Genomic DNA, 13,973 nt, shown 5'->3' with positions numbered 1-13,973 from the left:
ATGTGGATTGATATTACACAAACGATGAAAAAAGGGATGCCGAACTGGCCGGGGGATACGCCGTTTTCATTTGAAATATGGTATACAAAGCAGCAGACGGGCTCGGTCAATATTGGGAGAATAACAACTTCCTTGCATACCGGCACACATGTAGATGCGCCTTTTCATTTTAATAGTGAGGCAGAGACAATGGAACAATTAGACATCAATACTTATATTGGAGATTGTTATATTGTATCTTGTGTCGGAGAGGGAGTCATTACAGCAGAGCGACTGTCATCCGTTGACTTTCTTGGAGCAAAGCGTGTGCTGTTGAAAACTGTGAAACAGCCTTTTGAGCAGTTTCCAGAAGAGATACCTGTAATCTCTCCGGATGTAGCATCCTTACTAAATGAGCGCGGTGTTATTTTACTCGGTGTGGATAATCCTTCTGTCGATCCTTTAGATAGCAAGGGAGTATTAGCCCACCATGCGCTTTATGAAAATGGGATTCATATTTTGGAGGGGCTGGATTTAAGCGAAGTAACACCCGGTCTTTATGATTTAATTGCTTTACCGTTAAAATTAGAAGGCGCTGACGGGTCACCGGTACGGGCTGTTGTTAGAAAAAAATGATATATGAAAGAGGCACACGAATTAAATTTTGTGATGCTTCTTTTTTTTTATATTTAAATAATATATTTAATAATATTTTCATGTAATAAAAAAATAGATTGAATATTTAATATACTGACTGTAAAATATATCCACAATAGACTATTTCAGTACATAGTTCCTAGGGGGATAAATTTTGGAAAAGCGCATTGATAAATTAAATTGGGTACACCAGCTAAATACTATTATTACCGTCATATTAGTTGTATTAATACTGACACCACTTATTTATAAAAATGGATTTCAACAATCCATTCCTTATCTCATTGCGGGGGGAAGTGTCGTTCTATTATCGACATTGAATTATTTTTTGAAGATTTCTTATTTTGCCAAAGGATTAATTTTCGCACTTCTTCCTGCAATTGTCACTATTTTATTATTTTATTTAGACGGGGACGCAATTAATAAGCATTACATTTTATTTATCACATTTATTATGGCGGCTATGTATTTCAATGAGCGCTTAATATTAACTTTTTTGACAGTTATAAATAGTTTATATTTGTTATTGTACATAGTGGCACCAGAGAAATTACTAGGTGACAATGCAAGCATCCCTATTTTTATTACAGTTTTTGCTATTATTAATGGCTGTAATTTTATGCTTTATCGCTTAACAAAGTGGGGCAATAAATTAGTGAAAGATGCTCAATCAAAAGAAAAAGAAGCAAAGGAACTTTTAGCTAATTTAACGGTAATCTTAAATAAAATCGACGACGGTTCAGTCCAATTAGCCCAAAATATTATTAATGTGAATGATAATGTCCATACATTGAATGTGGCAAGTGAAACAATTCTACACTCTTCCAATCAAATGGCAACCGCAATTCATAGTGAAGCGGAAATGATTCAGAAAATTAATGAACAAATGGTTTTAGCTCATCAAAATATGCTCATGACAAAACAATCATCAGAAATGACAGTAAAAGGGTCAACTGAGGTTCAGGCAGCTGTAGAATACAGTTGGAAAAAAGTGCATGAGGTAACTAATGGTATGGAAACGTTAAGTGATTCCATTGACTTGACGACAGTAACAATAGACGATCTGCACGAAAGTCTAGCAAAAGTGAATGAACTTCTTGATGGTATTAAAGCTATTGCTAACCAAACAAACTTATTATCTTTGAATGCATCGATAGAAGCTGCAAGAGCAGGCGAGCACGGGAAAGGTTTTGCTGTTGTTGCAGATGAAGTTAAAAAGCTGGCGGGACAAAGCGCGGAAATCGCAGCGAATATCACAGAAGTTACAAAGCAACTACTTCAACGAGCAGCAACTGCTCGGTTAAAAGCATATGAAGGCAAGGACGCAGTGCATTCAAATGTAGAAGCTTTAAATGATATTTCGGTTTCTTTTAATGGGATAAAGCAATCCTTTGATAATATTCAAACGAAGCTATCTGAGGATATGCTGACTATTACGAATACAAATGGTATGGTCGAAGAAGCAATGAACCAAATGGAAAGCTTATCTGCAATATCTGAAGAAAATGCAGCAATGACAGAAGAAATTGCTACATCTATTCATGAAGAACATGAAATGATGCAGGCCATATCAAAAGCAAGTAAACAATTACAGCAATTACAACAAGATCTATCTGAAATTTCAAAACAGCGATAAACGAATGCCTGGTAGTAAATTTACCAGGCATTGTTATATTCTTAAATAAATGTTGAAATGATTGGCAATTATCGGTAATTTTAAATAAGAGAGGACGTGATTTATTTGTGGCAGCAAAACTTAATTGAAACAGCGCGAGGTACATTTGAATATTTTAAACATGGTGAAGGGGAACCAATGGCGATTACTCATTTATATAGCGAATTTGATGAGCGAGGAAATGCATTTGCCAACCCATTTACCACTAAATTTACGGTCTATTTAATTAACTTGCGTGGTACAGTGAACTCAGTAAGGGCACAACAGGACTCTGAATACAGCATGGTTGAAACCGTACATGATATGGAAGCAATTCGAAAAGCGCTCCATATTGAAAAGTGGGCATTTGGCGGACATTCTACAGGAGGGATGCTTGCCTTACAATATGCAGTTCAAGCTCCAAATTCCATAACGAAACTGATTGCGGGTGGGACTGCTGCGAGTTACGAATATGCAATGCATAAAGATTGTATGTATAATCATCAAAATAAAAATTTTCATCGTGTAACGGAAATTATGAATTTGTTAAGTGATCAATCAACGTCCAAGGAAGACCGCCAAAAATTAGGCTATGAATGGGCGCTATTTTCATATTACAGTGAAGACAAACTAAAAGAAGCATTAAAAAAGCCAAATAGCGGGAAGACTGTTGGACCGCGACTTACATATTTTAGACAAGTAGAATATCGGGATATGGATTTAAGAGAAAAATTAAAGGATATTAACATACCAAGCTTTATTTATGCAGGAAGGTATGACGCACAATGCCCAGTAAATTTTGGAATAGAAATTGCTGAACTTATTAAAAATGCCAACCTAACTATCTTTGAGAAAAGTAATCATTTCCCGTTTTTAGAAGAAGAGGAGCCTTTCACTGAGTTGGTTAATCAATTTGCGGGTGCGTAAATATCTTATATAAATAATATAAAACAGCATGGCTTTGTACAAAACCATGCTGTATTCCGTTCTGCTATTCAACTTCTATTGCTATTACATCGCTGACATCCCCATTACTAAACCGAGTTAGGCTAGAAATAATATATGTACCTTTTTCACTTGGTGCAGTAAATCGAGCGGTCGTTGCGATTTCCTCATAATTATAATCTTCCTGCCACAGCTGAATCGAAACACTCTTAATATGCTGATCATATTTAAATTCAATCTCTTCATTCGGTTGAATTTTAATATAAGGCATATTCGATTCCTGTACCAATTCATGAGGCGCTGCAGTATCCACACATGTAGCTTCGCCAGCAGAATGCCAGCAATAGCTTCCACGAATAGAATCAATTGTTTGTTCATTAGTTACAACCGTTGCCGTAGGAATTTCGGTTACTTCATTTTGGACTAAAAAGAAGCGCCCGACAATAACAAGAATAATAAGGCCGATAATTACAAATAAACGATTTACATTTTTCAATGAATTTACCTCCAATTAAGTTAATACTTTTAATGTAATTTTGGATAAGGCTCACTGGTAAAATTAAAAGCTATGCAAAACAGTTAACCTGTAATTGCATAGCTTTGCATTAATTTGCGTTACCATTTTGATAAGTCAGATAAGTCTTATATAAATCTTACTAAAAACCAAAATATAAGTCTATTTTATTTTCGCTGTTGTTCGTCCACGAAAGAAGAGAGGCTAATCATAATCTTGATAACTGCTAAAAAGAAACGCGTTATCATAATGTGAATGAGTGGGAAATAATTAGGGGGGTAAAAGGATAATATTGTCATATTATGCTATTCTTAAAGCAGGAGGTGTGAATTAATGGACTATACCGAGTTGAAAAAATTTAAAATGCGTTATTTTATTCTGTTTGCGATTTTCTTATTTATAGCGAGTATTGTATTGGTGTTTGCAGTCGATTTCCCGGAAAGTGAGCAATGGATTACATTTATTATGTCCATTTGTTTTTTGGTGTATATTGTATATCAAACAAAGAAATGGAATTTTACGTATAATGAACAGCCAATGAATACAATCATGTCAAAAGGACGCTGGGCAAGGTACTTATCGATAACCACCTGCTTTCAGTTAATTACCGTTGTATTTACAACGATTGTAGTAACACTTCTGTATCTTATGTTTGAAGAACTTTTACAAAACTTATTTTTATTTGATCCGATGATCGATTTGGAAGAAGTGCAGCCATCATTACTCGTTTATATTTTGTTTTTCATTAATATTTGTATTCTCGCACCTATTTATGAGGAACTTTTGTTCAGAGGGATCCTACTTCGTCGCTTTACTTTGAGATGGAGTCCGCAAAAAAGCATTATTATTTCTTCTATAATTTTTGGGATTATTCATCTTAATCCGATTAATGTAGTGTTTGCTTTTGCATTAGGCTGTGTGCTCGGCTATGCGTATTTAAAAACAAAAAATATATTTGTTCCGATGTTATTACATAGTTTCAGTAATTTTCTTGCATTCCTTCAATATGTATATACAAATCAAACGGCCGAACTTGATTTACCTTCGACAGAAGAAGCACAGCGTGAACTGTTAATGAACGGTGTTTTGTTTATAGTATTGGCAGTCGTTATTGTAATTTTGCTTGTTAAATATTATAAGCGCTTCCGCCAATTAAAAAATCCGCCACCGAAAGTCGAGGAGCAAGGAGAACTTGATTCTATTTAAGTAATAATAAACAAAAAACCGCTCATGATGCTTTTATAGTGCAACATGGGCGGTTTTGTATATTTATTAAGATGCCTTAGCTCTTTTTATGCCTACACGTTCAGCATTTGTCCGAACACACCTTGTTTTTCAATAAGCTGCTGGCGCGTTCCTTGTTCGATAATTTTCCCTTGTTTCAGCACGATAACATAATCGACTTTGCGAATTGTATTTAGACGGTGTGCAATTATAAAGCTTGTACGATTTTCCATCAGCTTTTCAAGGGCCTCTTGAATATGGAGCTCAGTCACTGTATCGATACTGCTTGTCGCTTCATCCAATAATAAAATTTTCGGGTCTGCAACGAAGGCACGCGCAATAGAGAGCAGCTGTTTTTGACCTTGAGAGATTTGACTGCCATCCGCGCTTAAAATTGTATCGTATTTATTTGGAAGCTTATCAATAAATGAATGGGCATTTGCTTTTTTCGCTGCCTCATAAATTTCCTCGTCTGTTGCATCAAGTTTCCCGTAGCGTATGTTTTCTTTTATCGTCATTTCAAATAGAAACGGATCCTGTAATACGAATGCCATTTGGCTACGTAGACTGGCTTTGGAAATTTCTTCAATATTCATATCGTCAAAAACGATTTTCCCATCCGTCTTTTCATATAGCCCTGTTAAGAGCTGCATAATCGTCGTTTTACCTGCTCCGGTTTGGCCGATTAACGCAACCGATTGCCCTGCTTTCACCTCAAAAGACACATTCGATAAAGTAGGGGAGGATGCCTGTGAATCATATTGGAACGAAACATTTTGGAAACGGACATTACCGAGTATCTCAACATTTTCCCCAACGGTTTTATCTTCTTTTTCATCCATAATTAAAAAGACACGTTCAGCACCTGCAAGAGCAGATAAGACGGTGTTAAATTGGTTTGCCAAATCATTCAGCGGACGGGTAAACTGACGTGCATATTCTGTGAAAATAATAATTGTCCCGATAGAAATATATCCATAGTAGGCAAAAAGACCACCTGCAAATGCAACAATTGCAAAACTTAAGCTATTTAAGGTGTTCATGACTTTTGGGATGAAGCCGGAATATGTTAATGCCCAAAAGCCGACAGTGCGAATCCGCGTATTTTTTTCATCAAATTGGCGCAGCATTTCGTTTTCTTGAGAGAAGGCTTTAACAACATGCTGACCTGTGATCGATTCTTCAATTAAACCATTCATTTCTCCAATGGCTGCTTGCTGTTGTTTAAATAACAAGCTTGTTCGTTTTGTAATCCAGCGCATGCCGTAAAACATAAGCGGCACAATCAGCATCGTGATGAGCGTTAAAGCAGGACTCAGCCACAGCATGACGGCTACGGTACCCGTCAATGTTAATATACTTGATACGACTTGGATGAAGGCACTGTTTAAGGTTGCACTGATTGTTTCGATATCATTTGTCGCGCGGCTCATTAATTCACCGTGCTTTCTTTTATCGAAAAAGCGAAGAGGTAGCCTGAAAAAATGCCCGTATAACTGTGTACGAATGCGAAAGACCGTTTGCTGAGCGATGCTGACCATCCAGTAATTTTGGAAATAGCTCGCTAAACTGTAGAGCAAATATATGACCGCCAATCCATATAGCCAATATTGCAGTTGGCTTAACGAACTGCCATCAATAAACTGATCGATTAGTCGTCCGATAATAAATGGTCCGATTAATGCGAGTGCAGAGCTTAATACGACGAGAAGCAGCACAGTAATTAGAAGCATTTTTTGCTCGGCAACAAAATCAAGAATACGTTTTAAAGTGTACGTCCAGTTTTGAGCACGTTCGCCTTTCTTCTTTTTTCCGCTTGCATTTTTTATTTGTTCTTTCGTGATGATAGGTTCATAGTTGAAAATCTTCATTCGGCAAGCACCTCCTGCTGTGAAGCCACAATTTTCGCATACAATTCGTTTGTTTCTAATAACTCCTCATGTGTGCCAAAGCCATGAAGTTGACCTTCATCAATAAGTAGTATGCGATCGGCCGTTTGTGCTGTTTGAATTTTTTGTGTGACAACGAGCATTGTTAATGACTCTGAATCGAGCGCTTCCCATAATTTTTGCTCGGTCGCAACATCAAGCGCCGAAGTACTATCATCCAAAATGAGTAATGAAGCTGGCTTCAGCAGGGCACGTGCAATGGCAAGACGTTGTTTTTGGCCACCTGATAAATTTATGCCGCGTTGTCCAATCATTGTCTCGTACTGTTTATCAAAGCTTTCAATGGACTGATGAATTTGTGCTTTTTTCGTCGCTTCAATAATTTGTTCAAGCGATGCTTCATTTTGTCCCCAGCGTAAGTTGTCCACTATCGTCCCTGAAAAAAGAAGTGATTGCTGCGGGACATAAGTAATCGAGCGGCGCAATTGTTGTAACGGGATTTCTTTTATATTGTGACCATTTATATAAATCGCACCACTGTTAGCCTCGTAAAAGTGTTCGATTAACTGTAAAATGGTTGATTTACCTGAGCCAGTTGCGCCCATAATCGCTATTTTTTCGCCACTATGAATTGAAAATGATAGATTCTGAAGCGTATACTGTTCGGTTGTTGGATAACGGAAAGAAACATTATCAAAACGAATCGAGAAGTCTTCAAGAATAGGGGCTTCATTTTTCTCTACTTCCTCAGTTCCTTCGTTAACATTTAAAATTTCCTCAATACGCTCAGCAGAAGCTTTGGCGCGGGCATAGGCAATAATAATAAATGAAAAAATAGAAAATGAAGCTGTCATACGGAATGCATAGTTAATAATTGCAGCTAAGTCCCCAGCAAGAATATCGTTCTCCCGAATCGCATCTGCACCAACCCATATTACAATAAGTAAGCTAATATTCATCACAAATTGAAGGACAGGCAAAGCGATTTCCATAACACGTGTCGCTTTAATCGTATCAAACTTCAAGTTTTCTGCGACCGATAAAAAGCGGCTTTCTTCATACTGTCCCCGCATATATGCTTTGATCAATCTTACAGCTTGCAAACCTTCCTGAAGCTGTCGGTTCACAAAATCAAGTCGATGCTGTACTCGTGCAAATAGCTTGATGCCAATCGATACCATCCATACGAGAAAGATAAGCAAAAAAGGAAAGCTTACACATAAGATCAAGGCAAGTTTTGCATTGATGATAAATGCCATAATGAGCGAACCTATTGTCATTAATGGTGCTTTCATTGCTATTCGTAGCATCATAAAGACAATATTCATTGTTTGCGTTACATCACTCGTTAGCCGGGTAATTAGACCCGATGTCGGAAATGTTAAGTATGTAGCCATTGTCAGCGATTGAATTTTACTATAAAGTGCCTTACGTAAATCGAAGCCGAAGCTATGTGCGACATGTGCGGAGAAGAAGGAGTTTAAAACACCGCTTATAAAGGAAAACAGTGCCAATACAAATAAACAGCCACCCCAGAATGCAACATTGGACAAATTTTCTTCTAATAAACCTTCATTGATCATCTTTGCCATGAAAAGTGGCTGGATCAAGTCGCTTGTCAGCTCTAAAAGCATTAAAAAGAAGGCAATTGCGGCAGGCCATTTATAGCGCCTCATAAATTGGAAAATAGTTTTCATGTGATTACCTCTCATGTTGAATTCTTTAGATTTTAACTTCTGATTTACCTATATAAAAACCAAGCTCTCTAGATTACAGAAGCTTTTAAAATGATTTTTAACAATTCTGTCATATTTGATATCTATTATGCCATTTCATCTAAATGAACTCAATAAAATTATTTCGAGAGTCTAAATAATAAAGAAAAAAAGAGTTGAGCTGAATGCTTTCACATTCAAATCAACTCCTGTTTTCTTAGTCATGCACTAAAGTTTGTGCAATAGCCGGATTTTTTTCAACTTCATGAAGCTTGTTGAATGATGCAATGGCAACTTCAACCATTTCATCTTTTGGCTCTTTTGTCGTTAAAAGCTGCAGCCATAAACCTGGATAACCTAAATAACGTAAACCGGGAATATCACGTACCGCGTTTGTTGCTTGTAATACTTCAAATGAGATGCCGATTACGACTGGGATTAATAGTATACGACTTACAAGACGTACCCATAGAGGATCTACTGGCACAAAGAAGTATGTAAACATGCCGACAATTACTGTGAATAAAATAAAGCTTGAGCCACAACGATAGTGCAGGCGGGATTGCTTTTGTACATTCTCAACCGTCAATTCTAGGCCGGCTTCATAGCAGTTAATTACTTTATGCTCAGCTCCGTGATATTGGAAAACACGTTTAATTAAAGGTGTCATCGTAATAATTTGTAGGTAGGCCAATAATAAAACTAACTTAAAGCCTGTTTCGATAAGAATCTGTACAGTTTTTCCGGGGAACCATGGTTTAAGAAATTCTGCCAGAAACATCGGTACTAATGTAAAGACAAATTTCCCGAATAGAAACGATAATACACCGATAACGGCTACGCCTAAAATCATCATTAACTTCGATGGTTCCTCACCACCGCTTTCTTCTTCTTCACCTGGTGTCACTTCATAGCGGTCTGAAGCAAACTGTAAATGCCGAGATCCAAATCCTGCCGATTCGATTAACGCCACAACACCGCGAACGAATGGAATTTTTTTCAGTTTTTGATATATAGGCTTTTTCTCTTTTTTAACGTGGAAATAATCAATGGAATCATCATTTCGACGAATTGCAGTTACCATATGATCTTGCCCGGTGAACATGACACCTTCTAAAAGTGCTTGCCCACCATATACTGGCGCATTATTACTCACTTGCAGCACACCACTCTCTAATTATATTTCTATTTTTGTACTTTAAAAATAGAAGGGAATCTACCCTTATCCATCTTAAAGTTTCACTTTCATATTGTACTAAATTTTGGTGAAAAGCACTATTGATTCGAATAGTTTTTTTACAAACGGCAATACTGTAAAAAAAAGAGGAGTTTTGATTTGTATGCATTTATTGATTACGGCTATAGTCGCAGCACTTTTAATGACCATCAGTTTAAAAGGTTTGCACTTTTTTAGTCTTATTCCATGGCAACCCGTTTCTTTTCTAAAAAAATATGAATGGTTTGAATGGACTGCCTTTGAACGATGGGCTGTTCTGTTTTTAATCCTGGCAGTATGTGCGTATGTGATTACGTTACTGGCACAGTTTTTGTTTAAGGCGCCACCTTTTTTATTTTCGTTAATTTTAGGGCTGGTTATTGCAGTAATTTTGGAATGGCTGATTTTAGATCTTCCAATTGAATTTTCTTCGGTGAAAAAGTTATCGATTCCCTTTATCATAGTAGTTTTGACGATAATGCGTTTTATTATTGAAACTGCCCAGTATAAGAAGTTATATATATATCGATAGGTGAAAGTATTGATGTCTGAAAAGTCTGTGATAAAATAGGGTCAGTATGAAAAAAGGGGCACACATAGATGAAGCTACTTATTTTAAATGGTCCAAATTTAAATCGCTTAGGGAAGCGTGAGCCGGAAATTTACGGAGCTGAAACATTGGACGATGTAAAGGTGAAATGTGAAAAGCTTGCAAGTTCGTTCAATGCTTCCATCGACTTTCGCCAGTCCAATCATGAAGGGATCCTCATTGACTGGATCCATGAGGCAGCTGACACAGACATAGATGGCATTGTTTTTAATCCTGGTGCATATACACATACAAGTATCGCGCTACGGGATGCGATTGCTTCTGTACATGTACCGGTAATCGAAGTGCATATTTCAAACATTCATGCACGGGAAGCATTCCGTCACGAATCAAAATTGGCGGCACAATGTATAGGGCAAATTTGTGGACTTGGTACATTTGGCTATGAGTTGGCCATCCGCAAGTTTTTACAACAATAAAAAGGGGAATGAGAAATCGTGAAACTAGCAAAATTACGTCAGGCTTTAATTGAGCATAATGTAGATGCTTTATTGATTACAAACGAGTATAACCGTCGCTATATGACAGGTTTTACTGGGACTGCAGGAGTGGCAATTGTCTCGCAAAATGATGCGGTATTTATTACCGATTTCCGATATACGGAGCAGGCTTCCGAGCAGATTAAAGATTTTCGAATTGCTCAGCATACTGGGACAATTTTTGATGAAGTAGCAAAACAAGTAGAGCTAATGGGCGTGAAATCATTGGCATTTGAAAAGGATGCTATACATTTTGGTACATATGAAGTATATAAATCTGCAGTGAAAATCGATTTTATCCCAGTTTCAGGCTTAATTGAAAAAATTCGCTTGATTAAGACTGCAGAAGAGATTAATATTATTAAGGTTGCTTGTGAAATTGCGGATAATGCATTTACACATATTTTAAAGTTCATCAAGCCTGGTATAACAGAGCTTGAGGTTTCGAATGAATTAGAATTTTTCATGCGTAAACAAGGTGCTACAAGTTCTTCTTTTGATATTATTGTTGCAAGTGGATTGCGCTCAGCACTGCCACATGGTGTAGCGACAAATAAAATTATTGAAACGGGCGATTTTGTAACCCTTGATTTTGGTGCTTACTATAATGGATACATTTCGGACATAACACGTACAATCGCTGTAGGACAACCTTCAGAGAAGTTGGTAGATATGTACAATGCTGTACTCGAGTCTCAGCTTCTGGCACTTGAAAAAGTGGGTCCAGGCATGACAGGGATCGAAGCAGATGCAGTGGCACGTGATTACTTAAAATCAAAAGGCTTAGGCAGTGCATTTGGTCATTCAACAGGTCATGGTATCGGCTTGGAAGTGCATGAAGGACCTGGGTTATCATTCCGTTCTGAAACTGTGCTGGAGCCGAATATGGTTGTAACAATTGAACCGGGTGTCTACATTCCTGGAATTGGTGGCGTTCGAATTGAGGACGATATTTTAATCACAAAAACGGGTAATGAAGTACTAACACATTCGACAAAAGAATTAATTATTTTATAATTTGGAGGAAACAACTCATGATCTCAGTAAACGATTTCCGTACAGGTCTAACAATTATCGTTGACGGTAACTTATTCCGCGTACTTGAATTCCAACACGTAAAACCAGGTAAAGGTGCTGCATTCGTGCGTTCTAAATTACGTAACTTACGTAATGGTAACGTAACAGAAAAAACATTCCGTGCTGGTGAAAAAGTAGAAAAAGCGATGATCGAAAACCGCAAAATGCAATATTTATATGCACAAGGTGACGAGCACGTATTCATGGACATGGAGTCTTACGATCAAACTACTTTATCTGAAGCACAAATTAAAGAAGAGTTATTCTACTTATTAGAAAATATGGAGCTTCATATCCAATCTTATCAAGGTGAGCTAATCGGTATCGAATTACCGAATACAGTTATTTTAGAAGTAGCTGAAACAGAGCCGGGTATTAAAGGCGATACAGCTTCAGGCGGTACTAAACCAGCTAAAATGGAAACAGGCTTAATGGTAAACGTACCATTCTTCGTTAACCAAGGTGACAAACTAATCATCAACACAACTGAAGGTTCTTACGTTTCACGTGCATAATCTGTACGTATAAGTGAATTCCTGCATTTAAAAGATAGGGATACTGCATTTCTTGCGGTATCCCTATTTTTATTGTGACAATCTATATTATAGGGAATATACATACACCTTCCATTCACTAGAAATTATAGATAATTAAGGGTTAGGTTAGTATAATTAAAGAAAGGAGTGGAACGACTATGAAATCAAAGTTTTCGATTGAAAAGCCAATAATTCAAGCACCGATGGCAGGTATTACAACTCCTGAATTTGTGGCGGCTTGTTGTGAAGTGGGAGTATTAGGTTCGATTGGAGCAGGCTATTTAAATGGCGATGAGACGAAGGAATTCATTAAAAAAGTTAAATCAATAACGAATAAGCCATTTAGTGTAAATTTGTTCATTCAGGAGGAGCCTGGAATTGATGTTACTGTCCTTCAAGATGCACGTTCGGCGTTACAGCCGATTTATGATGAACTGGGAATACCAAATATACAACGCGTTATATCGACAGAAGTTTTCGATGGGCAAGTTCAAGCAATTATTGATGAAGGTGTAAATATAGTATCGTTTACATTTGGCATTCCCGACGAAGATACCATTATGAAATTGAAGTCGCATGATGTGTATTTGATTGGCACAGCAACAACAATCGAAGAAGCTATTGCGGTTGAAAAGGCAGGGCTAGATGCAGTTGTTTTACAGGGCCGGGAAGCAGGCGGTCACCGAGGTTCATTTACCGAGCCTATCGAACTAATTGCTACAGCGGATTTAGTGATGACTGTACGGGAAAAAGTATCGATTCCGATTATTGCTGCAGGGGGCATAATGACAAAAAAGCATGTAAACAGCATGCTTGAAATAGGGGCCTCATTTGTACAAGTTGGAACGGTATTATTGACGGCCCATGAGTGTGGTGCTGCAAAACCCCACAAAAATGCCATTTTGAATTCTCCACAAGAGTCCACAACATTGACTAAGGCATTTACAGGAAAATATGCACGTGGTCTTAAAAATAAATTTACCGAGCAGTTAAAGGATGCTATAGTTGCACCTTATCCAATCCAGCATTATTTAACATTACATATTCGGAAAGAGAGTGCTAATCAAAATAAGCCCGAATACATGTCCTTATGGATGGGGGAAAATAGCTATTTGGCTAAAGAAGGATCGATAAAAGAGATTATCGGGCAGTTATATCATTAATGGAAAAATCACCGATGAGGAAGGATAAAAACTTTCTCATCGGTATTTTTTGTGCTTATTTCGTTATGAATTGCATATAGTTTCGTTAAGGAAGGAGGGCTTTATTGGAATTACAAGATGTGCTTCGTGTTGCAGGGGTTGGGTTGATTATTGCACTTCTTCATTTATTTTTCGAACATTTAGGAAAAAAAGAGTTTTCATTTTTCTTATTCTTTATTGCGTATTTATATATGACGATTGAATTAATCCGATTTTTGCGCTTGTTCTTTCAAGAGATTGTCATATTTTTTCAATGGTTGACAGCAGTCTAGCTAA

The 13,973-nt window shown here is 37.3% G+C and carries 14 protein-coding genes; 10 read left to right on the top strand and 4 right to left on the bottom strand.

What is annotated here, in order from left to right; translation table 11 throughout:
- The 3 genes from kynB to H9632_RS10345 all read left to right on the top strand — a co-directional run bounded on the left by kynB (position 1) and on the right by H9632_RS10345 (position 3,217).
- The gene (gene kynB, locus H9632_RS10355; RefSeq protein ID WP_191704026.1) at positions 1 to 615 is read left to right on the top strand and encodes an arylformamidase; all 615 of its coding nucleotides are present in this window, start codon (positions 1 to 3) and stop codon (positions 613 to 615) included.
- A 175-nt stretch (positions 616 to 790) separates the two neighbouring features.
- Positions 791 to 2,272 carry a methyl-accepting chemotaxis protein gene (locus H9632_RS10350; RefSeq protein ID WP_191704025.1) on the top strand — a complete coding sequence of 494 codons (1,482 nt, stop codon included), beginning with the start codon at positions 791 to 793 and terminating at the stop codon, positions 2,270 to 2,272.
- Between the two features lie 105 nt (positions 2,273 to 2,377).
- Positions 2,378 to 3,217 (top strand): alpha/beta fold hydrolase, encoded by an 840-nt coding sequence (locus H9632_RS10345; protein WP_191704024.1) that lies wholly within the window; start codon positions 2,378 to 2,380, stop codon positions 3,215 to 3,217.
- Between the two features lie 64 nt (positions 3,218 to 3,281).
- Here H9632_RS10345 and H9632_RS10340 read toward each other — a convergent pair whose 3' ends face one another.
- Positions 3,282 to 3,731, bottom strand: coding sequence for a cAMP-binding protein (locus H9632_RS10340; RefSeq protein WP_191704023.1), 450 nt, complete (start codon positions 3,729 to 3,731; stop codon positions 3,282 to 3,284).
- Between the two features lie 351 nt (positions 3,732 to 4,082).
- Here H9632_RS10340 and H9632_RS10335 point away from each other — a divergent pair, with 351 nt between their 5' ends.
- Entirely contained in the window at positions 4,083 to 4,955 is an 873-nt protein-coding gene (locus tag H9632_RS10335) for a CPBP family intramembrane glutamic endopeptidase (RefSeq protein WP_191704022.1), read from the top strand.
- A gap of 92 nt (positions 4,956 to 5,047) precedes the next feature.
- Here H9632_RS10335 and H9632_RS10330 read toward each other — a convergent pair whose 3' ends face one another.
- The 3 genes from H9632_RS10330 to H9632_RS10320 form a co-directional block, all read right to left on the bottom strand.
- Positions 5,048 to 6,844: an ABC transporter ATP-binding protein gene (locus tag H9632_RS10330; RefSeq protein WP_191704021.1), complete on the bottom strand. Its 1,797-nt coding sequence runs from the start codon at positions 6,842 to 6,844 to the stop codon at positions 5,048 to 5,050.
- Positions 6,841 to 8,559, bottom strand: coding sequence for an ABC transporter ATP-binding protein (locus H9632_RS10325; RefSeq protein ID WP_191704020.1), 1,719 nt, complete (start codon positions 8,557 to 8,559; stop codon positions 6,841 to 6,843). Before H9632_RS10325 ends, H9632_RS10330 begins: the two co-directional genes overlap by 4 nt.
- 235 nt (positions 8,560 to 8,794) lie before the next feature.
- Positions 8,795 to 9,682 carry a DUF1385 domain-containing protein gene (locus H9632_RS10320; protein WP_225223786.1) on the bottom strand — a complete coding sequence of 296 codons (888 nt, stop codon included), beginning with the start codon at positions 9,680 to 9,682 and terminating at the stop codon, positions 8,795 to 8,797.
- A 235-nt stretch (positions 9,683 to 9,917) separates the two neighbouring features.
- Between H9632_RS10320 and H9632_RS10315 the strand changes: the two genes are divergently transcribed.
- The 6 genes from H9632_RS10315 to H9632_RS10290 all read left to right on the top strand — a co-directional run bounded on the left by H9632_RS10315 (position 9,918) and on the right by H9632_RS10290 (position 13,969).
- A complete protein-coding gene (locus H9632_RS10315; RefSeq protein WP_191704018.1) occupies positions 9,918 to 10,325 on the top strand; it encodes a DNA helicase in 408 nt (135 codons plus the stop codon).
- Positions 10,326 to 10,393: 68 nt separating this feature from the next.
- Entirely contained in the window at positions 10,394 to 10,822 is a 429-nt protein-coding gene (aroQ, locus tag H9632_RS10310) for a type II 3-dehydroquinate dehydratase (RefSeq protein ID WP_191704017.1), read from the top strand.
- Positions 10,823 to 10,837: 15 nt separating this feature from the next.
- Positions 10,838 to 11,899, top strand: a complete 1,062-nt coding sequence (locus H9632_RS10305) for a M24 family metallopeptidase (protein ID WP_191704059.1) — start codon at positions 10,838 to 10,840, stop codon at positions 11,897 to 11,899.
- 17 nt (positions 11,900 to 11,916) lie between these two features.
- A complete protein-coding gene (gene efp, locus H9632_RS10300; RefSeq protein WP_191704016.1) occupies positions 11,917 to 12,474 on the top strand; it encodes an elongation factor P in 558 nt (185 codons plus the stop codon).
- 179 nt (positions 12,475 to 12,653) lie between these two features.
- Entirely contained in the window at positions 12,654 to 13,658 is a 1,005-nt protein-coding gene (locus tag H9632_RS10295; protein ID WP_191704015.1) for an NAD(P)H-dependent flavin oxidoreductase, read from the top strand.
- Between the two features lie 104 nt (positions 13,659 to 13,762).
- Positions 13,763 to 13,969, top strand: a complete 207-nt coding sequence (locus H9632_RS10290) for a stage III sporulation protein AC (RefSeq protein WP_191704014.1) — start codon at positions 13,763 to 13,765, stop codon at positions 13,967 to 13,969.
- The last annotated feature ends 4 nt before the right edge of the window (positions 13,970 to 13,973 follow it).

It is taken from the genome of Solibacillus merdavium, from assembly GCF_014836935.1.
GTDB classification, from domain to species: Bacteria; Bacillota; Bacilli; order Bacillales_A; family Planococcaceae; genus Solibacillus; species Solibacillus ferritrahens.
This window is presented reverse-complemented; position numbering and strand designations above follow the sequence as displayed.